General features: G+C 72.7%; 17 protein-coding genes. 12 read left to right on the top strand and 5 right to left on the bottom strand.

Features of this window, described 5'->3' with window-relative positions:
• Positions 1-12 precede the first annotated feature (12 nt).
• Positions 13-1,185 (bottom strand): hypothetical protein, encoded by a 1,173-nt coding sequence (locus tag AC07DO_RS06410; RefSeq protein ID WP_479057441.1) that lies wholly within the window; start codon positions 1,183-1,185, stop codon positions 13-15.
• On the bottom strand, positions 1,182-2,147 hold the full coding sequence (locus AC07DO_RS06405) for a 5-dehydro-4-deoxyglucarate dehydratase (protein ID WP_479057440.1): 966 nt from the start codon (positions 2,145-2,147) through the stop codon (positions 1,182-1,184). The genes AC07DO_RS06410 and AC07DO_RS06405 overlap by 4 nt, the downstream gene beginning before the upstream one ends.
• A 226-nt stretch (positions 2,148-2,373) precedes the next feature.
• Here AC07DO_RS06405 and AC07DO_RS06400 point away from each other — a divergent pair, with 226 nt between their 5' ends.
• The 8 genes from AC07DO_RS06400 to AC07DO_RS06365 all read left to right on the top strand — a co-directional run bounded on the left by AC07DO_RS06400 (position 2,374) and on the right by AC07DO_RS06365 (position 10,065).
• A complete protein-coding gene (locus tag AC07DO_RS06400; RefSeq protein ID WP_479057548.1) occupies positions 2,374-3,183 on the top strand; it encodes an NAD-dependent epimerase/dehydratase family protein in 810 nt (269 codons plus the stop codon).
• Between the two features lie 245 nt (positions 3,184-3,428).
• On the top strand, positions 3,429-4,199 hold the full coding sequence (locus tag AC07DO_RS06395) for a DeoR/GlpR family DNA-binding transcription regulator (protein ID WP_479057439.1): 771 nt from the start codon (positions 3,429-3,431) through the stop codon (positions 4,197-4,199).
• Between the two features lie 130 nt (positions 4,200-4,329).
• Positions 4,330-5,694 (top strand): ABC transporter substrate-binding protein, encoded by a 1,365-nt coding sequence (locus AC07DO_RS06390; protein WP_479057438.1) that lies wholly within the window; start codon positions 4,330-4,332, stop codon positions 5,692-5,694.
• Positions 5,691-6,662 (top strand): carbohydrate ABC transporter permease, encoded by a 972-nt coding sequence (locus AC07DO_RS06385; protein WP_479057437.1) that lies wholly within the window; start codon positions 5,691-5,693, stop codon positions 6,660-6,662. Before AC07DO_RS06390 ends, AC07DO_RS06385 begins: the two co-directional genes overlap by 4 nt.
• On the top strand, positions 6,662-7,492 hold the full coding sequence (locus AC07DO_RS06380) for a carbohydrate ABC transporter permease (RefSeq protein ID WP_479057436.1): 831 nt from the start codon (positions 6,662-6,664) through the stop codon (positions 7,490-7,492). Before AC07DO_RS06385 ends, AC07DO_RS06380 begins: the two co-directional genes overlap by 1 nt.
• Positions 7,489-8,478 carry a zinc-dependent alcohol dehydrogenase family protein gene (locus AC07DO_RS06375; protein ID WP_479057435.1) on the top strand — a complete coding sequence of 330 codons (990 nt, stop codon included), beginning with the start codon at positions 7,489-7,491 and terminating at the stop codon, positions 8,476-8,478. The genes AC07DO_RS06380 and AC07DO_RS06375 overlap by 4 nt, the downstream gene beginning before the upstream one ends.
• Before the next feature lie 41 nt (positions 8,479-8,519).
• The gene (locus tag AC07DO_RS06370; RefSeq protein ID WP_479057434.1) at positions 8,520-8,741 is read left to right on the top strand and encodes a hypothetical protein; all 222 of its coding nucleotides are present in this window, start codon (positions 8,520-8,522) and stop codon (positions 8,739-8,741) included.
• A gap of 97 nt (positions 8,742-8,838) precedes the next feature.
• Positions 8,839-10,065, top strand: coding sequence for a TerD family protein (locus AC07DO_RS06365; protein WP_479057547.1), 1,227 nt, complete (start codon positions 8,839-8,841; stop codon positions 10,063-10,065).
• Positions 10,066-10,188: 123 nt separating this feature from the next.
• Here the strand turns inward: AC07DO_RS06365 and AC07DO_RS06360 are convergent, their stop codons facing one another.
• Together AC07DO_RS06360 and AC07DO_RS06355 are read right to left on the bottom strand one after the other, a co-directional pair.
• Entirely contained in the window at positions 10,189-10,416 is a 228-nt protein-coding gene (locus AC07DO_RS06360; protein WP_055564387.1) for a CarD family transcriptional regulator, read from the bottom strand.
• 137 nt (positions 10,417-10,553) lie between these two features.
• Positions 10,554-12,137, bottom strand: coding sequence for a TROVE domain-containing protein (locus tag AC07DO_RS06355; RefSeq protein WP_479057433.1), 1,584 nt, complete (start codon positions 12,135-12,137; stop codon positions 10,554-10,556).
• A gap of 255 nt (positions 12,138-12,392) precedes the next feature.
• Between AC07DO_RS06355 and AC07DO_RS06350 the strand changes: the two genes are divergently transcribed.
• From AC07DO_RS06350 to AC07DO_RS06340, 3 genes are all read left to right on the top strand, one after another.
• Positions 12,393-12,524 carry a hypothetical protein gene (locus tag AC07DO_RS06350; RefSeq protein WP_479057432.1) on the top strand — a complete coding sequence of 44 codons (132 nt, stop codon included), beginning with the start codon at positions 12,393-12,395 and terminating at the stop codon, positions 12,522-12,524.
• 236 nt (positions 12,525-12,760) lie between these two features.
• Positions 12,761-15,016, top strand: coding sequence for a protein kinase domain-containing protein (locus tag AC07DO_RS06345; protein WP_479057431.1), 2,256 nt, complete (start codon positions 12,761-12,763; stop codon positions 15,014-15,016).
• Positions 15,017-15,683: 667 nt separating this feature from the next.
• Positions 15,684-17,975 carry a protein kinase domain-containing protein gene (locus AC07DO_RS06340; protein WP_479057430.1) on the top strand — a complete coding sequence of 764 codons (2,292 nt, stop codon included), beginning with the start codon at positions 15,684-15,686 and terminating at the stop codon, positions 17,973-17,975.
• Between the two features lie 37 nt (positions 17,976-18,012).
• Here the strand turns inward: AC07DO_RS06340 and AC07DO_RS06335 are convergent, their stop codons facing one another.
• On the bottom strand, positions 18,013-19,476 hold the full coding sequence (locus tag AC07DO_RS06335; RefSeq protein ID WP_479057429.1) for an alkaline phosphatase PhoX: 1,464 nt from the start codon (positions 19,474-19,476) through the stop codon (positions 18,013-18,015).
• 115 nt (positions 19,477-19,591) lie between these two features.
• Here AC07DO_RS06335 and AC07DO_RS06330 point away from each other — a divergent pair, with 115 nt between their 5' ends.
• Complete coding sequence (locus tag AC07DO_RS06330) at positions 19,592-20,371, top strand: SDR family NAD(P)-dependent oxidoreductase (RefSeq protein ID WP_479057428.1); 780 nt, start codon at positions 19,592-19,594, stop codon at positions 20,369-20,371.
• Positions 20,372-20,510 lie beyond the last annotated feature (139 nt).

Here is a 20,510-nt window from a genome sequence, read left to right as displayed (position 1 = left end):
TCGTATCGGTGATCACTCCCCGTGCGACAGGGCCTTCGCGACGTGTGCGAGGTCGGCGTCCGACGCCAAACCCGCGTGGTAGAGCCGCAGTTCCGTGGCGCCCAGCTCGGCCGCCCGTGCCGCGTCGGCGGCGAGGGTCGCGGGGCTGCCGCCCATGCCGCTCACCACGGTGAGGTTGGCCGCGAGGACCGCCCCGGCTCCGGTCCGCGCGGCGAACGGCGCCAGGAGGTGCGCGCCGCCGGTGCAGGGCACGACCACGCCGTCGGCCACGGAGAGGATGTGCCCGGGGTCGACGCCCGCGTTGGCACCGCAGTGGTAGGGCACCGGGTCGGCGTGGAGCAGTACCTGGAATCCTGTGGGGGCCGCCGCGCGGACGGCGGCGACGACGGTCTCCTGGAGAGTGCGGGCGGTTTCCTCGCGCCACGCGCGCGTGGCCGCCGCCCGGTCCGCGCCGATGAGCTTCTCCACGGCCGGCCAGCCGTCGCCCTCGTCACCGCCGCGCCACACCGGCTCCAGGGCGCGGCGCACGGCGCCGGCCAGCTCGTCGGGATCGAGGCCCTGTCCCGCGTACCCCTCCCGGCAGGAGCCGCAGAAGCAGAGCGACATCAGGTACTGCCCGGCCTCACCGAGGGTGACGCCGCCGATCTTGTCGTGGGCGTGCAGGTGGGCGAGGCCGTACCAGCCGCAGGACTCCAGTTCGGTGCCGCGTGTCTCCTCCCCGGGGCGTACGGCGGCTTCCGCGGCGAGGTCGGCCAGGTACGCGCGCGTGGCGGGCCGCGCGATGCAGGGCGCCCAGGGATAGCGGTCTCCGTAGGCGTTGACCACCGACGTCGCCGGGTGGTCGGCGCCCAGGCGGGAGTTGTGGGCGAGGACCACCCAGCTGTGCACGTCGAGGCCGGCGTCGCGCAGGGTCCGGGCCGCCTCTCCGTAGGCGTCGCCCGGCGCCCAGTCCCCGGCCGCGTACGGCCGCAGCTCGCGGCCCTGCCAGTGGTCGCCCGGCGGGTAGAGCACCGCGGCGTGCGCGGCCGTGACGATGCGGTGGCGCGGGTGGCGCGGGGTCAGCGCGCGCGTGGAGTGGTAGGCGGAGGCGAGGGTGACCTGGCGGATGCCGAGGTCGGCGAGGCGTGCGGGCGCGTCGGGGTCGCCGACCACGTCCCACGGATAGAGGAACGCGGCGGCCCTCACGCGCCCGCCCCCGGGTGCGTGGTGCCGAGCAGCTCCCGGCCCCGTTCGACGAGTTCGGCGAGACGCTTGACGTGTTCGCCGGCCGGCTCGTGCAGCGGCGGCCGCACGGGCCCGACGTCCAGGCCGCCGAGCCGCACGCCCGCCTTGACGAGGGAGACCGCGTACCCGCGGCCGAGGGCCCGCAGCTCCACGAAGGGCCGGTAGAAGCCGTCGACGAGGCGGTTCACCAGGGCGTCCCCCTCCGGCGTACCGGCGTTGAACGCGCGGTGGAAGGCGAGCGCGATGTCCGGTGCGAAGCAGAAGACGGCCGAGGAGTAGAGGGTCACGCCGATGCCGCGGTAGGCGAGGCCGGTCAGCTCGGCGGTCGGCAGACCGTTGAAGTACAGGAAGTCGCCCGGCACTTCGGTGCGGACGGCGCTGACCGTGCGCTGCATCAGGTCCATGTCGCCGAGGCCGTCCTTGAGGCCGATGATCCCGTCGGCGCGGGCGAGTTCGACGACCGTCTCCGGGGTGAGGACGGCGTTGTCGCGCTGGTAGACGATGACGTCCAGGGACGTGGCGGCGGCCAGCTCCGTGTAGTGCCGGAGGAGCCCCTCCTGCTCGGCGACGACGAGGTAAGGGGGCATGGCGAGCAGCCCGTCGGCGCCCGCCTCCTCCGCGAGGCGCGCGTACCGCACGGCGAGCGCGGTGCCGTATCCGGCGCCCGCGACCACCGGCACCCGGCCCGCCGTCTCGTCGACCGCGGCGGCGACGCACTCCTGGAACTCCTCGGGGGTCAGGGCGTGGAACTCACCGGTACCGCAGCACGCGAACACGGCCGCCGCACCGGCCTCGATGCCGCCGCGCACATGGGCGCGGAAGGTCTCCAGGTCGAGAGAGCCGTCGGGTCCGTACGCGGTGACCGGGAAGAACAGCGGCCCGCTGGGGACGCGGAGTCGGGAAGCGAGGGAAGCTGACGTCACGGACTCTCCCTAGGCGTGCACGTTTCTGATTCACGTCCATATTTCTGAACGCCACCACGCTAAGGCGCCGTCTCGGGGCCGGTCAAGCGGGTGAACTTCCCGCGCGCGGGCGCATTCACCACCTCCGCGACCCTCTTGACGCGGCTCTACGGAGATCCTTAACCTGCCACTCGTCCATGAATGTGAACCCTGTACGCGCATGAGTACGCCGCCCGAGGAGACCCGCATGCCCGCTCCCCGCACCGTCCTGCTCACCGGCGCGGCCGGCGGCCTCGGCACCCTGATGCGCGGCCTGCTGCCCGCGTACGGCTACGACCTGCGCCTGCTGGACGTCCGCCCCGTCGACGACGAGCCGCGGGCCCGCACGGCCGACCTCGGCGACCGGGACGCCCTGCGCGACGCCGTGCGCGGGACCGACGCGGTCCTCCACCTCGCGGGCATCTCCCTGGAGTCCACCTTCGACAAGATCCTGAAGGCCAACATCGAGGGCACGTACAACCTGTACGAGGCGGCCCGCGAGGAGGGCGTCCGGCGAATCGTGTTCGCCTCCTCCAACCACGCCGTGGGCTTCACCCCGCGCCCCCGGGGCGACGACCCGCTGATCCCGGTCGACACCCCGCGCCGCCCCGACACCTTCTACGGCCTGTCGAAGTCCTTCGGCGAGGACCTGGCCCAGTTCTACTGGGACAAGCACGGCATCGAGACCGTGTCGGTCCGCATCGGGTCGTGCTTCCCCGAGCCGACGAGCGTGCGGATGCTGTCGGTCTGGATGAGCCCCGACGACGGGGCGCGGCTCTTCCACGCGGCCCTCACCGCCGAGGACGTGGGGCACACCGTGGTGTACGGCTCGTCGGCCAACACCCGCCTGTGGTGGGACCTCTCCTCCGCGCGGGCGCTCGGTTACGACCCGCAGGACGACTCCGAGCGGTACGCGCCGAAGCTGATCGCCGAGCAGGGCGAGCTGGACCCCGCGAACCCGGACCACACACACCTGGGCGGTCACTTCTGTACGAACCCGCCCGTGTGGCCGTACTGACGCGGCGACCGTACGGCCCACCGACCCACCGACCCGTTCGGGCACCGAACGGGCAACCGGGACCCCCCGAACGGGCACGCCCGCACCCCGCCCCACTGGCCCCCGCCCCGCCAAGCGGGCAGATACGGGCAGCATCGTGCCCGCTCGGAGCCTGGTAACCCCCCTCGTCCGCGCTGTAGAACTTCCCCACAGGGCCCGAACGGGCACCGCGCAGACCGCAGACCCAGGGGAAGAAGGTGACGCCGATGACCGCCGAGGAACGTCAGCGGCGGATCGTCAACGCGGCCCGGCACGCCGGCTCCGTCGACGTGACGGCCCTCGCCGGTGAGCTCGGCGTCGCCAAGGAGACCGTCCGCCGCGACCTGCGGGCCCTGGAGGACCACGGCCTGGTCCGCCGCACCCACGGCGGCGCCTACCCCGTGGAGAGCGCGGGCTTCGAGACCACCCTCGCCTTCCGCACGACCATGCACGTCCCGGAGAAGCGGCGCATCGCCGCAGCCGCAGCCGAACTCCTCGGCGACGCCGAGACCGTCTTCGTCGACGAGGGCTTCACCCCGCAGCTGATCGCCGAGGCGCTGCCCGGAGCCGCGGCGGGCCGCCCGCTCACCGTCGTCACCGCCTCACTGGCCACCGCCGGGTCCCTCGCCGAGGCCGAGAACGTCACCGTGCTGCTGCTCGGCGGCCGGGTGCGGCCCGGCACGCTCGCCACCGTCGACCACTGGACGACCCGCATGCTGGCCGGGTTCGTCATCGACCTGGCGTACATCGGCGCCAACGGCATCTCCCGCGAACACGGCCTGACGACCCCCGATCCCGCCGTCAGCGAGGTGAAGGCGCAGGCCATCAGGGCGTCGCGGCGCACGGTGTTCATGGGCGTGCACACCAAGTTCGGGGCGACGAGCTTCTGCCGGTTCGCGGGGATCGGCGACCTCGACACGATCGTCACGAGCAGCAGGCTGCCCGCGTCCGAAGCTCACCGGTACTCCCTCCTGGGCCCCCAGGTCCTCCGCGTCTGACGCCCCCCGTCCCAGGTCCCGCCGTCGCAACTTCCCCCCCCCTCCCCTCCCCCGTACGCCGATCCGGGCTCCCGCACGCCCCGAAACACCCCCCATTCCCCTCAACGACCCTCTACGTCCAGGAGCTTTCATGCGAACCCCGAGCCGACGGAGGCCGCGCACGCTCGCCGCGGCCGCCGCAGGGGCGCTGCTCGTCCCGCTGCTCGCCGGCTGCTGGGCCGGCGCCGGCGGGGCAGGTTCAGGCGACTCCATCAACGTCCTCATGGTGAACAACCCGCAGATGGTGGAGTTGCGCAAGCTCACCGCCGCCCACTTCACCGACGAGACCGGCATCAAGGTGAACTTCACCGTCCTGCCGGAGAACGACGTCCGCGACAAGATCAGCCAGGACTTCGCCAACCAGGCGGGCCAGTACGACGTCGCGACGCTCAGCAACTACGAGATACCGATCTACGCCAGGAACGGCTGGCTGCACGAGGTCGGTTCGTACGCGCGCGAGGACAGGACGTACGACGAGAAGGACATCCTGCCGCCCATGCGCCAGTCGCTCACCGGCAGCGACGGCAAGCTCTACGGACAGCCCTTCTACGGAGAGTCGTCCTTCCTGATGTACCGCAAGGACGTCTTCGAGAAGGCCGGTCTGACCATGCCGAAGCACCCCACCTGGCAGCAGGTTGCGGACCTCACCGCCCGCGTGGACGGCAAGGAGCCGGGAATGAAGGGCATCTGTCTGCGCGGACTGCCCGGCTGGGGCGAGGTGATGGCGCCGCTGACGACCGTCGTGAACACCTTCGGGGGCACCTGGTTCGACAAGGACTGGCAGGCCCGCCTGGACTCCCCCGAGTTCGAAAAGGCAACCCGCTTCTACGTAGACCTCGTCCGCGAGCACGGCGAGTCCGGAGCGGCGCAGTCCGGCTATGCCGAGTGCCTCAACAACCTCACCCAGGGCAAGACGGCCATGTGGTACGACGCCACGGCCGCCGCCGGATCGCTGGAGTCCGCCAAGTCCCCGGTGAAGGGCAAGATCGGCTACGTACCCGCCCCCGTGGCCAGGACCGAGAACTCCGGATGGCTCTACACCTGGGCCTGGGGCATGCAGAAGGCCTCGCGCAACCCGGACAAGGCCTGGAAGTTCATCTCCTGGGCCTCCGGCAAGGAGTACGAGAAGCTCGTCGGCGAGAAGATCGGCTGGTCCAACGTCCCCGCGGGCAAGCGCGCGTCGACCTACGCCAACCCCGCGTACCGCAAGGAGGCCGCCGCCTTCCAGGACGTCACCCGCGCCGCCATCGAAGGGGCCAGGCCCCGCGACCCCGGCGTGCAGCCCCGCCCGGCGCCCGGCATCCAGTTCGTGGGCATCCCCGAGTTCACCGACCTCGGCACCAAGGTCTCCCAGGAGATCAGCGCGGCCATCGCCGGACGCCAGTCCGTCGAGTCGGCCCTCAAGACATCGCAGGACCTCGCCGAGAAGATCTCCGAGGAGTACGAGGGACGATGACCGCCACCGCGAGCACCACCGCAGCAGGGCACACGCGCGTGCCCGACGACGGCAGGCCAGGGACGTCAGGAGCGCCGGGCGCACCGGGACGGCTGCGCGCCTGGGCCACCAGGGCGCCCCTGCTGCCCGCGCTCATCTTCATGATCGCCGTGACCCAGCTGCCCTTCGTGGCGACCCTGGTGATCTCCTTCTTCGACTGGAACGCCCTCTACCCCGACGCCCGCGGCTTCACCGGGTTCGGCAACTACTCCGAGGTCCTGACCGACCCCGACCTGCGCAAGTCCGTGCTGACCACGATCCTCCTGACCGCCACCGTGGTGCTCGCGAGCCTGGTACTCGGGCTCGCTCTGGCGCTGCTCCTGAACCGGCGGTTCAAGGGGCGCGGGATTGTCCGTACGCTCCTCATCGCGCCGTTCCTGCTGGTCCCCGTGGCCGCGGCGCTGCTGTGGAAGCACGTGCTCTACAACCCGGAGTACGGGCTCTTCAACGGGCTGCTGCACTGGGTCGGCGGGGACTCCGCGACCCAGCCCGACTGGATCTCCAACACGCCGCTCCTCGCCATCGAGGCGTCCCTCGTGTGGCAGTGGACGCCCTTCATGATGCTGATCCTGCTCGCGGGGCTGCAGAGCCGTGACTCCGAGCTGATCGAGGCGGCCCGTATGGACGGCGCGAGCAACTGGCAGGTCTTCCGTCATCTGACGCTGCCGCACCTGCGCCGCTATCTCGAACTGGGCGCGCTGCTCGGCTCGATCTACATCGTGCAGAACTTCGACGCCGTCTTCACCATCACCTCGGGCGGCCTCGGCACGGCGAACCTGCCGTACACCGTCTACCAGAGCTTCTACCAGGCCCACGAGAACGGTCTGGCCTCCGCGGCGGGCGTGCTCGTCGTCATCGGCTCGATCATCATCGCGACCTTCGCCCTGCGGGTCGTCTCGTCCCTGTTCCGTGAGGAGGCGTCCCGCTGATGAAGCACTCGCGTGGCAAAGGAATTGGCCTGGGGCTCACCGCCTGGCTCGCCGGGATCCTGTTCTTCCTGCCCATCGCCTGGATGGTCCTGACCTCCTTCCACTCGGAGGAGGACGCCGCGACCAACCCGCCCTCGCTCGCCGCCCCGCTCACCCTCGACGGCTACCGGGACTTCTTCGGGACGGGCGGCGGCGCCAGTCCCTGGCCGTCCCTGATCAACTCGACGGTCGCGTCACTCGCTTCGACCCTGCTGGTCCTCGTCCTGGCGCTGCCGGCCGCGTACGCCCTGTCCCTGAGGCCCGTGAAGAAGTGGACGGACGTGCTCTTCTTCTTCCTGTCGACGAAGATGCTGCCGGTCGTGGCGGGTCTCCTGCCGATCTACCTCTTCGCCAAGAACACCGGCATGCTGGACAACATCTGGCTGCTCGTCCTGCTCTACACCTCGATGAACCTGCCGATCGCGGTGTGGATGATGCAGTCGTTCCTCGCCGAGGTGCCGAAGCCCGTCATCGAGGCCGCGCAGATCGACGGGGCGCGGCTGCCCACGATCCTCACGCGCGTGGTGGCGCCCATCGCGCTCCCCGGGATCGCCGCGACCTCCCTGATCTGCTTCATCTTCAGCTGGAACGAGCTGCTCTTCGCGCGGGTCCTGACGGGCGTCGTCGCCCAGACCGCGCCCGTCTTCCTGACCGGCTTCATCACCAGCCAGGGCCTGTTCCTGGCGAAGGTGTGCGCCGCGTCGCTCGTGATCTCCCTGCCGGTGCTCGCCGCGGGGTTCGCCGCCCAGGACAAGCTGGTCCAGGGCCTGTCGTTGGGAGCCGTCAAGTGAAGGCCGCCATCATCGAGTCCGTCGGCAAGGCCGTCGTCGGGGAAGTGCCGGACCCGACGCCCGGCCCCCGTGACGTCGTCGTCGAGGTCGCCGCGTGCGGCCTGTGCGGAACCGATCTGCACATCCTCCAGGGGGAGTTCGCGCCGACCCTGCCGGTCGTGCCGGGCCACGAGTTCGCCGGGGAGGTCGTCGCGCTCGGCAGCGACGTCCGGACGCTCGCCGTCGGCGACCGGGTCGCCGTGGACCCCTCCCTGCACTGCCACGAGTGCCGCTACTGCCGGGACGGCCGGGGCAACCTCTGTGAACGGTGGGCCGCGATCGGCGTGACCACCGCGGGCGGCGCCGCCCGGTACGCGCTCGCGCCCGCCGCCAACTGCGTACGGCTTCCCGACCACGTCCGCACCCAGGACGCCGCTCTGATCGAGCCGCTGTCCTGCGCGGTGCGCGGCTACGACGTGCTGCGCGCCCGGCTCGGCGCACACGTCCTGATCTACGGCTCCGGGACGATGGGCCTGATGATGCTGGAGCTCGCCAAGCGCACCGGCGCGGCGAGCGTGGACGTGGTGGACCTGAACGCGGACCGGCTCGCGACCGCGCAGCGCCTCGGCGTCTCGGGGTCGGCGGCCGGCGCGGACGAGCTGGACCGTCCACAGGGCTGGGACGTCGTCATCGACGCGACCGGCAACGCGGCCGCGATCCAGGACGGTCTCGAACGGGTCGCCAAGGCGGGCACGTTCCTTCAGTTCGGCGTCGCCGACTACGCCACTCGCGTGAAGATCGACCCGTACCGCATCTACAACCAGGAGATCACCATCACCGGTTCGATGGCGGTCCTGCACAGCTACGAGCGGGCGGCGGAGCTCTTCGCGGCCGGCGTCCTCGACCCCGACGTCTTCATCAGCGACCGGCTGCCGCTCACGGAGTACCCGGAGGCGCTCGACCGGTTCGCCGCCGGGGTGGGACGGAAGATCGTGGTCGTGCCGTAATTCGGTACCGCGCGGGCGGGCCGGGACCTACGCTCCCGGCCATGCCGAGACCTCATGGATTCACGTACGAAGAGCGCGCCGACGGGACCGTCCTGATCACCCATGGCGGGCGGGCCGCGGGAACACTGCGCGGCGGCCGCGCCGAGGAGTTCCTCGGCGAGGTGGCGGGCGGCGACCCGCAGCTGGTGATGGCCCGATGGACCGGGAACTACAAGCGCGGCAACGAACGCGCCGCCCGCGCGCACCCGCGCAACCGCGGCTGAGACCCACCGCGCGCAGGGCCGGAAGACGCTCGGAAAAACCTTCGTCGGGTAAGGGAACGGCAAAGCGGGATCGTTCGTTACCCCTGGCATGACAGCTATGACCCCCGGCTCGAACATCCCGCTGACCGCCGCCCGCGTGGCGGTGGACGTCGCCGCTCCGGTGCGGCTCGACGTATCGGGCCTGCTGCTCACCGCCGACGGCAAGGTGCGCTCCGACGACGACTTCATCTTCTTCAACCAGCCCTCCGGGCCCGGCGTGACCTACCAGTCGGGCGGCGGCACGACCCCCGACAAGGTCACCGTCGACACGGCCGCCGTACCGCCCGGCATCGAGAAGATCGTCGTGACCGCGAGCCCCGACGCGGCGGGCCAGACCTTCCAGGGCATCGAACCGACCGCCACGATCCGCAACGCCGACGACGGCTCGGTGCTCGCCACCTTCACGCCCCCGCAGCTCGGTACCGAGACCGCCCTCGTGATCGTCGAGATCTACCTGCGCAACGGCGCGTGGAAGGCCCGCGCGGTCGGCCAGGGGTACTCCAACGGTCTCGCGGGCATCGCGACGGACTTCGGCGTCTCGGTGGAGGAGCCCGCCCCGGCCCCGGCCGCCGCGCCCGTGGCTCCGCCCGCCCCGCCGGCTCCCCCGGTGGGACAGCCGGTGCAGGGCCCGCCCCCGCCGGTCGCCGACCCGCGCCAGGCCGCGCCCGCCGCTCCGGCCGCCCCCGCCGCGCCCGCGCCCGGCGCCGGAAAGATCAACCTGGACAAGGGCCGCGTCAGCCTCCAGAAGAACCAGACGGTGTCCCTGGTCAAGGGCGGCCGTCCGCTGCTCTCACAGGTCAAGATGGGCCTCGGCTGGGAGCCCGCGTTCCGCGGCAAGGACATCGACCTCGACGCGTCCGTGATCGCGTACGGCCCGCAGCGCAACCACGTCGACAGCTGCTACTTCGGCAAGCTGTCGATCGTGAACGGCGCGATCAAGCACTCCGGCGACAACCTCACGGGTGAGGGCGGCGGTGACGACGAGGTGATCGTCGTCGACCTCGGCCGTCTCCCGCAGGACGTCACGGGCCTGGTCTTCACGGTGAACTCGTTCTCCGGCCAGAAGTTCACGGAGGTCGCGAAGGCGTACTGCCGCCTGATCGACGCGGCGTCGGGCGAAGAGCTGGTCCGCTTCGACCTCACCAACGCCGAGGCGCAGACGGGCGTCATGATGGCGAAGCTGATCAAGCAGTTCACCGGCGAGTGGGAAATGACCGGTATGGGGCAGTTCGTCAAGTCCCGCACGGTGCGCGGCATGGTGAAGCCGGCGGCGCAGGCGCTCTGAGACTCCGAGACGCCGTCCGGAAACACGCTGAGGGGCGGCGGTCCGCACCAGCGGCCCGCCGCCCCTCAAGCGGTTCGGATCACAACATCTACATCGACAACGTCGGCAGCAACAGCGTCGGCGTCAGAGCTTGGCCAGCTTCGGATAAGGACTCAGGAACCGCCCCTGGCGGCCCGCGAAGTCGATGACGACCGCGTCCTCTCCCTCGACGCCCACGATCCTCCCCAGGCCGTACTGGTCGTGGGAGACCCTGTCACCCACCTCGAAGTGCTCCACGGGTGGAGCGGGCGGGGCAGGCACGTTGAAGGGACTGTTCGGCAGGTGTCGGCGCGAGCCGGGGGGCCTCGTCATATTCGCAGTATGGGCCTTCGGGAGCCCGCGGCACCATGCTCTGTACTGACACTGCCCTCACATCGGTATGGAACAGACACACAAGTCACGGTGTGTGCGTCCTCGACGACGGTGCGGATACGACCCGAACGGGGGACTCAGCCGACGGTCCACGGCCAGTCGGCGCTCTCCCCCGCCTCGAGCAGCTGCACCATCCGGAACGCCGCGTCCGAGAGGCCGCCGAAGACGTGCCGGTTGCCCTCGCCCGACGCGCCGTGGCCCGCGCGGTACCCCGCGAGGTTCCAGGTGTAGACGGGGACGTCCGCCGGGACCTGCTCGGTCGGGTCGCCCTGGTAGTGGTACGTCGCCTGCTCGTCGGTGACGATCAGCACCCGGTCGTGCTTCTTGTAGGAGCGGCGCACCGCCTCGGTGGTGTTCGTGCCTCCGAGGTCACCGAAACGGTCGAGGATCTTCAGGACGGACTCCCCCGCGCCGTACGTCACCGGCCGGCTGCCGGTGCCGAACTGGACCAGGTCCGCGTCGGCGGCCCGCAGTGCGAGCGCCGTGCCGAAGATCGCGGCCGCGTCGGCCCGGTTGAGCTGCGAGCGGTCCGACAGCGGCGACCACATCGAGCCCGAGCGGTCGACCAGGATCAGCGTCCGGCCCGGCAGCGACGGTACGTTCGCGAGCGAGTGGCCGAGCGCCTGCTCCAGCGGGTACGACCAGCGCAGCGACGGCGCGTGCTGGTACGCGGCGAGGTAGCGGAAGGGGAACTGCCGCGACTTCGCGACGGCTGCCGGGTCGGCGAGCCGCGCGGCGACGGTCGCCGCCACCTCGTCCGACACGCCCGCCTCGTCGAAGTTCCGCAGGTTGCGGACGAGCGCCATGGCGCCCATCGACGGGATCACGGCCTCCCAGGCCGCCTTGTCCATGGGCCCCTGCAGCCAGCCGGCGAGCGCCTCCCAGGTGATGCCCGCGGCGGCGAGCCGCTCGGCGCCGCCCTCGCCGGTGACCACCGCGCGACGCTCCCCGACGGGCAGCGCCATCAGGTCGCGGTGCGCGGTGAGGACGCGCGCGCCCTCGGGCGGCACCGCGGTCTCCGGGTGGTGGCGACGGTCGAGCGCGTACCGGAACAGGTCGCCCTGCCACGGCTTGGCCGGGTCCGGCGACGCGTGCACGAGGTTGAGGATGTCGCCGAAGCGGTAGCCCTTGCCCGCCGTGTCGTACTTGAGCAGGGACTTCTCGGTGTAGAGGCGGCGTACGGCGTCGGCGATGCCGCGCTTGACGGGCTTCGGGATCGCCCGGCCGTACGTCGACGTCCAGTAGCCGAGGAACTCGCCGGGCTCGTCGGGGCGGCGCAGCACGGACGCGACGACCTGGCGGCTCGTGGGGACGCCGGTGGCACCGGCGGCGAGGCGCGCCTTGACGTACTCGGCGGCGCCGACGATCGAGGCCGTGCGCATGTTGCCGTCGCCGCGCAGCCAGCCGAGCAGGCCCGCGGTCCACTCCGGGTCCTCGACGGCGAGGCGCCGCACGAGTCCGGCGAACCGGTCGTCCCGGCGGTCGCCGGTCTCGTAGAAGGTCTGCTGGGAGACGAAGTTCGCGACGGAGAGCAGGAAGAGCTCGGACCGGGCGTCACGCAGATATCCGCGGCCGCCCTCGTGCGTACGGGTGGTGCGGCCGGTCGACTTCACCGCGGAAGTGACCCGCGCCTTGACGGACTTGGTGTTGAAACGCGCCATGAGAATTCCCCCGAATTCGTTGCGTCTTTCGTTACGCGCAAGGAGTGCGGAAGTGAGGGGGAGACAGGCGGCAGGAGTGTGCCCGAGTTCGAAGTCGGCGACGGACTTATGCCAGATGCTCTACCCAATTGAGCTACACCGACCCGAAGTCGATGACGGGACTCGAACCCGCAGCCGTCCGATCCAGGAAGTAACCGTTGCCTGCGCACCGGGCACACACCAGCTGCTGCCTCCCGAGATCAAGGTGGCGGCGGCGTGATTCTGGAAAGGAAGGAGCCGCTGCCGGCGCACCGGGAGGTGCAGGAAAACCATGAAGTTGTGGTGTCCAGAGTTCATTTCGGCGGAACCGACGATGGTGCTCTGCCACTGAGCTACACCGGCGCGTGAGTGCCGGCGGCGGGAATCGAACCCGCGGCCTCCCCATTAGGAGTGGAAGTAGGTCCTGCCTTCGCACCTGGACGTGCATCACTTTAGGAGGGCCCACTGGCAAAACGCCAAAGGTTTTTCCCCCGCCTCCGCTGTCCCCCGCCGCCCTCTCCCGCTCCTCCGATCTCACGGCGGGCGCAACCGTACGATGCCCACAGGCGTCGCACAGACCGTCGGGGGCAACGGAGGGAGCGTCCGTGGAGGTCGGCGGGTACAGGATCGTCGCGCTGCTCGGCGAGGGCGGCATGGGCCGCGTCCACCTCGCGCGGTCCGCGTCCGGGCGGCCGGTCGCCGTCAAGACGGTCCACGCGCACCTCGCCGTGGAGCCGGAGTTCCGGGAGCGCTTCCGCCGTGAGACGGCCGCCGTGCGTGCGGTCACCGGTCCGTACACCGCCGCCGTGCTCGACGCGGACCCGGACGCCGAACAGCCCTGGCTGGCCGTCGAGTTCTGTGCCGGCCCCGGCCTGTCCGAGGCGGCGGCCGCGCACGGTCCGCTCGGTCCCGGCGAGCTCGCCGCGCTGGGTGCCGCGCTCGCCGAGGCCCTCGCGGCGGTGCATGCCGCGGGGATCGTGCACCGCGACGTGAAGCCGTCCAATGTCGTCGTCACGCGCGACGGCCCGAGGATCATCGACTTCGGCATCGCCAAGAGCGCCGCCGACGAGAGCCTCACGGCCGAGGGCGAGGCCATCGGCTCCCCCGGCTTCATCGCCCCCGAACAGCTGACGCGGGGCGGCCGCCCCGGGCCCGCCACCGACGTGTTCGCGCTCGGCGCGGTCCTCGTGGTGGCGGCGACGGGGCGCGGCCCCTTCGGCTCGGGCAGCGCCCCCGAGGTCCTCCGCCGCACGCTGCACGAGGAGCCCGACCTCGTGGGCGTGCCGACCCCGGAGTGGCGGGACTTCCTCGCCCGCTGCCTGGCCGGGGACCCGGCGGCCCGCCCCACGGTCGCCGAGGCGCTGTCCTGGTGCGCCGAGCGCGCGGCGGACGAGCCGTGGTGGGAACGGAACCCGGTGGCCGACCTGATCCGCCGCCAGGAGGCAGACGTGGCGGCGCTGTTGAGCGCGGGGGTGGAGGCGGAGGAGAAACAGGATTACCGGGCCGAGAAGGGTGCGGAGAAGGGGCTGAAGGACGACGGCACGGATGGGGGCGTGGTGGAGGCGCCGCCTCCGCGCCGGACCTCCCGGCGTCGGCTCTTCGGATGGGGCGGTGCGGTGCTCGCGGCCGTGGGGAGCACCACGGCGGCCGTCGTCCTCAACGAGGGCGGCGGCGACGGCGGCTCGTCCGGCGCGGGGCGGCGCGAGGAGACCAGGCCGCCGGCCGGTGAGGTGGTCTGGACCCGGGACATCGGCGAAGTCGAGTACGGCGGCGCCCTGTTGCGCGACGGCAAGGACCTCTACGTACTCGACGACAAGGGCCTGACCCGCCTCGACGCGGAGACGAACACGGTCCGCTGGACCTATCCGCAGGAGAACCTGCGGAGCGTCGACACGCACGGCGGCCTCGTCTACGTACTGCGGGAGGGCCTGTCGGATCCCGAGCTGATCGCCCTGCGCGTGGCGGGCGGCCGGGAGGCGTGGACCTCGGGCGTCCTGTCCCGCAACAGACACCGCCCGCCCCGGCCCCTTGACGCGCCGGCCAGTGAACTGGAGGGCGGCGACGGCCTGTTCACCGTGTCGGGCGATGTGGCCTGCCTGTTCACCTCCACGCCGTACGGCACGCGGTGGGAGCGGCGCAGCACGTGGGACCGGCCCTGGCGCGCGTACGGCTTCGACGCGCGTACGGGGCGTGAGCTCTGGTTCCACGAGGGGCGCGCGGCGGGTGTGATCGGTGTGGACGGCGCGGGTGGCCGCGTCGCCGTGGCCGCCGCGTCCGAGACGTCGGGCGCCCCTGGTACGGACCGGTACGCGGGAGACGATCCACTGGTCGTGCTGAAGGCGTCCGACGGCGCCGTGGAGCGGGTGGTCGAGAACGGTGCGCGCCGGCCCCAGGCCCACCCGGGCGCCGAGGGCGTCGGCTTCTTCGCGTCGGAGGAACGGATCGAGGCGGTCGACCTGGCGTCCCGCCGCACGGTGTGGGACCGGCCCGCGGGCACGGTGGCGGCGGTCGCGGCGCGGGCCACGGGCGGCGTGGTGTCCGCGTCCTTGGCGGACGGCGTCGGGGCGCTGGATGCCCGTACGGGCAGGACACGCTGGTCGCGGCCCGGGTTCCGCTGGATCGAGGACGGCGCGCCGCCACCGGCTTCGGGCGGCCTGGTGCTGGTCTCCGGTCCGGAGCCGGGCGGGGCGGCGGGGTCGTGGGGGGTGTACGCGCTGGACGCGCGGACGGGCGACTCGGTGTGGGCGGCGCCCGTCGCCTCCGCGTCCGGCATGAACCTGGCGGCGGCGCGCGACGGCCTGTTCCACGTCTGCGCGGGCCGCACGCTGCACACACTGCGCGGCCCGAGGCCCCGGCCATGACGCCCCCCACCCCAGAACGCCCCACCACGCACACCCCCGATCCCGGCCACCTGCACGGCTGCGACCACGACCCCCTGCTCCCACCGAAGCCCCCACACACACCCGTCCCTCAGGTCACCTTCGGCGCCGGGGCCGGGGCCGCAGCCCGCGCCAATGCCCTGGCTGGGGCCAGGGCTGGGGCCGGAGCCCTGACCGAGGCCGGGGGTGGGGACGGGGCCGGAACCCGTGCCAGGGCCGGAACCGAAGCCGGTGCCGGTGCCGAAGCCCATGCGGGGACGGAAGTCGAAGCCGGCGTCGGCTTCGGCGTCGGCGTCGGGGCAACCGGAGGCGGACCGGGAGCCCCTGCCGCCCACGGTGAGTGGAGCGAAGAGATTTCGCGTCCCCGTGACGTGGCCCCGTGACCGAGACGCCCGGGGCCTCCCGGGACCCCTTCCCGCCCGGCACCCCCCTGCCTCCTGGCGACCCCCGTCACGCCAGCAGCCCCCAGCCTCCCGACGACCCCCGTCACTCCGGCACCCCCCAGCCTCCCGACAACCCCCGTCGACCCGACGCTCCCCCGTCTCCCGGTGACCCCCACCGCCTCGGTACTCCCCTGCTCCCCGACGACCCCCTCCGCCCCGGCACCCCCCTGCTCCCCGGCGACCCCCGTCGCCTCGGCGGGCACCGTGTGCTGCGGCGGCTTGGTTCGGGGGGTATGGGGCGGGTTTATCTGGGGCGCAGTCCGGGTGGGCGGCTCGTTGCCGTCAAGACCGTTCACGAGCACCTCGCCGCCGACCCGCGTTACCGTGAGCGTTTTCGGCGCGAGGCGACCGCCGCGCGTGCTGTCACAGGGGCGCACACCGCCGCCGTGCTCGACGCGGACCCCGACTCCCCCGTGCCCTGGCTCGCGACGGCGTTCCTGCCGGGTGTCACCCTGCGCCACGCCGTGGCGGCGGGCGGACCGCTGGGCGCCGCCGCCGTACGGTCGCTCGGGGCGTGTCTCGCCGAGGCCCTGACGAGCATCCACGCCGCGGGCATCGTGCACCGCGACCTCAAGCCGTCCAACGTGCTGCTGACCGCCGACGGCCCGCGCGTCATCGACTTCGGCATCGCGCGCGCCACCGGGGACCCCGGGCTCACCGAGGCGGGAGCGATGATCGGCACGCCCGGGTTCATGGCCCCGGAGCAGATCGTCGGCGACGGCGCCGTCGGGCCCCCCGCCGACGTGTTCGCCCTCGGCGCGGTCCTCGCCTTCGCCGCGACCGGCGAGCAGCCCTTCGGGGCAGCGCCCGTCGCCGTGCTGCTCTACCGCGCCACGCACGAGGAGCCCCACCTCGCCGACGTCCCGGAGGCGGCGGGCCTGCGCGCGCTCGTCGCCGACTGCCTGCACAAGGACCCTCGGCAACGCCCCCCTGTGGCGAGGGTGCTGGCCCTGACCTCGGCTCCGGACGCGCCGCTGTGGTGGCGGGAGGAGCCGCTGAGGTCGGTGATCGCGGGTGCGGGGCAAGGGGGCGGAGCGACCGCCGGCGTCCGCACACGGCCCGCGCTCGACTCCCTCACCTCCCCCTCCGCCCCGGCTCCGGCGACACCCGCCGCCCCCGGCACCGCACGCCCGCGCCCCCTCACGCGCCGCGCCCTCCTCGCCACCGGCGGCGCCGGGCTCGCCGGACTCGCCGTGTGGGCCGTCGCCCGCGCGCCCGGGTCTCCGGCCGTGGACTCGGAGCAGGACGGCCCCGTGCTGCGGAAAGGGTCGAAGCGGCCGGGCCGGCAGCGCTGGGAGCTGACCGGCGCGGAGGGCGGCGGGGGCGGCGTCCTGACCGCTCTGCTCGCCGGGGACACGGTGCTGGTGCACGGGGCGAGCACGGAGTTCGCCGCCTCGCAGGGCGTGGTCCGCGCCGTCGAAGCCGGGGAGGGCACCAGCCGCTGGCAGCACGGAAAGGCTCCCGTGACGGTCGCCCGCGAACCGCTCTGGGGTGTGGAGAGCGGCCTGCTGATCGCACCCGAACTGATGGACACCGCCTACGCGTTGGCGTCCGGCGACCCCTGGCCGCCGGAGCGGCCGTGGCCCGGCACCGTGAAGTGGTTCGCCGTCGCGGCCGGGCGGCTGCTCACGCTGGACACCGGCGGCGGGTCATCCGACGACCGCGTGCTGCACACCCGCACGCTGCCCTCGGGAGGTTCGCCCCGCACGCGGGCCAAGGAGGACACGCGGGACTGGCGGGCGCCCGCGGTCTCGGGCGGCAGGCTGCTCCTCGTGCCGGACACCGACGCGCTGGACCCGCGCGTGGTCTGCCTCGACGCGGTCACGGGCCGCGAGCCGTGGACGTACGAGGGGCTCGGCAAGGACGGCCGGGCGCGCACAGCCCCGGTCACCCTGCCCGCGCCGAGCAACAGCAACGGCGACGGCGACCGCTTCGCCGTGCTGAGCGAAGCCGACGAACTGCACCTCATCGACGTCCGCACGGGTGACCCGCTGCGCAAGGAGCCGCTGCGGCTGACCGCGGGGAACGGCGCCACGGCGCTCGGGCACGCGGCCGGCACCGGTCTGGTGCTCGCCGCCGGGGAGGACCTGGTCGGGTTCGACCCCGGGAGCGGCAAGCGGCTGTGGAGCCACCCGACCGCCGGACTCGACACCGGGTGGCCGCCGCTGCCCGGCGGCGGCAGACGAGGGCCCGTCGCCCGGGACGGGGTCCTGCTGAACTGGCTGGACGCCAGGACCTTGCAGGCGCTCGATCTCACCGACGGCGGGCGGCCGTTGTGGCGGACGTCGTTCGACGCCGTCGCCGCCTGCCCGCCCGCCATCGGGGGCGGCACGGCCTACGTCACGGCGGGGCAGGTGTGCCGGGCGCTGAGTCTGCGTACGGGAAGGACGCTGAAGGAGTGGCCCGTGGACGAGGCCGTCACCTGGCTCGCCGCCGACGGGAACGGCTGGTACGCCAGGATCGGTACGTCGTCCCTGCGGGCGGTCAACGCGCCATGACGGCCCCGCCGCGTCCGCCCGAACCCCCCATCACCGGTCAGTGCCGCTGCCGCTTCCACGGGCCGGTGATCGCGAGCATGATGCCGGGCGTCTGGATGTTGGCGTAGAGCGTCCGGCCGTCGGGGGAGAACGTGACTCCGGTGAACTCGCTGTACTCCGGCTTCTCCGCCGTGCCCGCGTTGAGTTCGTTGCGGGCGATCGGGTACGTGCGGCCGCTCTCCGTCGCGCCGAAGAGGTGCTGGACGCCGTCGCCGTCCTCGGCGATGACGAGGCCGCCGTAGGGCGAGACGGTGATGTTGTCGGGGCCGTCGAAGGCGTCGTCCTTGCCGGGGTCCCGGTTCACGCCGAGGAGCACCTTCAGGGTGAGGGTGCGGCGGCCCGGGTGGTAGAACCACACCTGCCCGTCGTGCGGGACGGGGCTCTCGCCGCGGGCGAAGGACGCGACGACGTAGACGCCGCCGTCGCCCCACCACATGCCTTCGAGCTTGCGGGCGCGTGTGATGTCGCCGTCATCGAACTGCTCGCGCACGGGCACGGTCCGCGCGTCGCGGTCGGGGACCTCGACCCAGTCCACGCCGTAGACCGTGCCGATCTTCGTGGCGCGGGACAGGTCGTCGACGAAGCGGCCGCCGGAGTCGTAGCACTTGGGGGCCTTCAGGACGCCCGCGTCGTCGGCGAGGGTGCGCAGTTTGCCGCGGCCGTGCGCGAAGCCGTGCGGCGGGGTCCAGCGGTAGAGGAGGCCGTTCGGCCCCGAGGCGTCCTCGGTGAGGTAGAGGTGGCCGCGCTTGGGGTCGACGACGACGGCCTCGTGGGCGTAGCGGCCCAGCGCTTTGATGGGCTTGGGAGCGCGGTTGGCGCGCCTGTCCAGGGGGTCGACCTCGAAGACGTAGCCGTGGTCCTTGGTCATGCCGTTCCGGCCCGCCCGGTCCTCGGTCTCCTCGCAGGTGAGCCAGGTGCCCCACGGGGTGCTGCCGCCCGCGCAGTTGGTGGCGGTGCCGGCTATGCCGACCCACTCGGCGACGCGCCCGTCGGGGCGTACCTCGACGACGGTGCAGCCGCCGGCCGCCGCGGGGTCGTAGACGAGGCCGTCGGCGAGCGGTACGGGGTGCTTCCACTTGCGGCGGGGGCCGCCCAGCTCGTGGTTGTTGACGAGGAGCGTGGTGCCGCGCGGGCCGCGGAAGGTGGCGGTGCCGTCGTGGTTGGAGGGCGTGAACTCGCCGCTCTCCAGCTTGGTCTTCCCGCTGTGCGTGAGGACGCGGTACGAGAATCCGGCGGGCAGGGCGAGGAGGCCCTCGGGGTCGGGGAGCAGGGGGCCGTAGCCGGGGCCGTGGTGGCCGTGGCGTGCGGCGTCCGCACTGTCCGGGGCGCCGTCGACCTCCTCGGTCTCCGTCGCGGCGAGGGCTCCGGGGGCCGTGGCGAGTGCGCCGACGCTGCCGGCCAGGGCGACCCCCGCACCGGTGATCGCGGAGCGTCTGGCGAAATCCCTGCGGGTGAGCGACATCGTTTCTCCTGGGGCGCGAAGGTGACTGCGTACGACCGGGCTGCTGTCGGCGTCACCGTCCCGCTCGCGTATAAACAGCGGTTGAACACCGTCCGACGTCGAAGGGCCCCCTTCCGTGAACCTGCCCGCGCACCTGTCAGACACCGGCCGTCGCGTCCTGGTCAGCGGCGCCTCCCGGGGCCTCGGCCGTGCCGTCGCCCGCGCCTTCGCCGGGAACGGCGACCGGGTCGCGGTGCACTACGGCTCGCGCGAGGACGACGCGCGGGCGACGCTCGACTCGCTGGAGGGCGAGGGGCACGTGCTGGTGGGCGGCGATCTGTCGGATCCGGCGGGCGCGGCGGACATCGCGGAACGTGCGGCCGGGGCGCTCGGCGGCATCGACGTCCTGGTCAACAACGCCGCCGTGAACCTCCCGCACCCCCTCGCCGACACGCCGTACGAGGAGTGGGCGGCCCTGTGGCAGCGGCACGTCTTTGTGAACCTGCTCGCCACGGCGAACCTCAGCCACCTCGCCGCCCGCCGCATGATCGACCAGGGCACGGGCGGCCGGATCGTGAACATCGGCTCGCGCGGGGCGTTCCGCGGCGAGCCGGATCACCCGGCGTACGGCGCGACGAAGGCCGCGGTCCACGCGCTCGGCCAGTCCCTCGCCGTCTCCCTCGCGCCGCACGGGATCGCGGTGGCGTCGGTGGCGCCCGGGTTCTTCGGGACGGAGCGGGTGGCGCACCGGCTGAGCGGGGCGGAGGGCGAGGCGATCCGCGCGCAGAGCCCGTTCGGGCGTGCGGGCACGGCGGAGGAGATCGCGGCGGCCGTGCTGTGGCTGGCGTCCCCGGTCGCCGAGTGGGCGTCGGGCGCGGTGCTCGACCTCAACGGCGCCTCGCACCTGCGTACGTGAGGCGTACGAGAGGCGCGCGGAAGGCGCGTGGAGGGCGTACGTGACGAGGTTCCGTAAACAAGGTCAACGGGCGCGGATCATACGTAAAGCCAAGAATCACCGCAGAACACCTTGACCCGCGATGCACACCGCAATAGAC

Source organism: Streptomyces sp. NPDC045678 (assembly GCF_056432085.1).
Note: the sequence above shows the minus strand (reverse complement) of the source record. Positions and strands in the feature narration are given on the sequence as shown.

Bases quoted from the DNA above. Each gene is read 5' to 3' on its own strand.
- AC07DO_RS06400 (WP_479057548.1), top strand. From the start codon at position 2,374: ATGCCCGCTCCCCGCACCGTCCTGCTCACCGGCGCGGCCGGCGGCCTC.
- AC07DO_RS06395 (WP_479057439.1), top strand. From the start codon at position 3,429: ATGACCGCCGAGGAACGTCAGCGGCGGATCGTCAACGCGGCCCGGCAC.
- AC07DO_RS06390 (WP_479057438.1), top strand. From the start codon at position 4,330: ATGCGAACCCCGAGCCGACGGAGGCCGCGCACGCTCGCCGCGGCCGCC.
- AC07DO_RS06385 (WP_479057437.1), top strand. From the start codon at position 5,691: ATGACCGCCACCGCGAGCACCACCGCAGCAGGGCACACGCGCGTGCCC.
- AC07DO_RS06380 (WP_479057436.1), top strand. From the start codon at position 6,662: ATGAAGCACTCGCGTGGCAAAGGAATTGGCCTGGGGCTCACCGCCTGG.
- AC07DO_RS06370 (WP_479057434.1), top strand. From the start codon at position 8,520: ATGCCGAGACCTCATGGATTCACGTACGAAGAGCGCGCCGACGGGACC.
- AC07DO_RS06365 (WP_479057547.1), top strand. From the start codon at position 8,839: ATGACCCCCGGCTCGAACATCCCGCTGACCGCCGCCCGCGTGGCGGTG.
- AC07DO_RS06360 (WP_055564387.1), bottom strand. From the start codon at position 10,416: ATGACGAGGCCCCCCGGCTCGCGCCGACACCTGCCGAACAGTCCCTTC.
- AC07DO_RS06355 (WP_479057433.1), bottom strand. From the start codon at position 12,137: ATGGCGCGTTTCAACACCAAGTCCGTCAAGGCGCGGGTCACTTCCGCG.
- AC07DO_RS06335 (WP_479057429.1), bottom strand. From the start codon at position 19,476: ATGTCGCTCACCCGCAGGGATTTCGCCAGACGCTCCGCGATCACCGGT.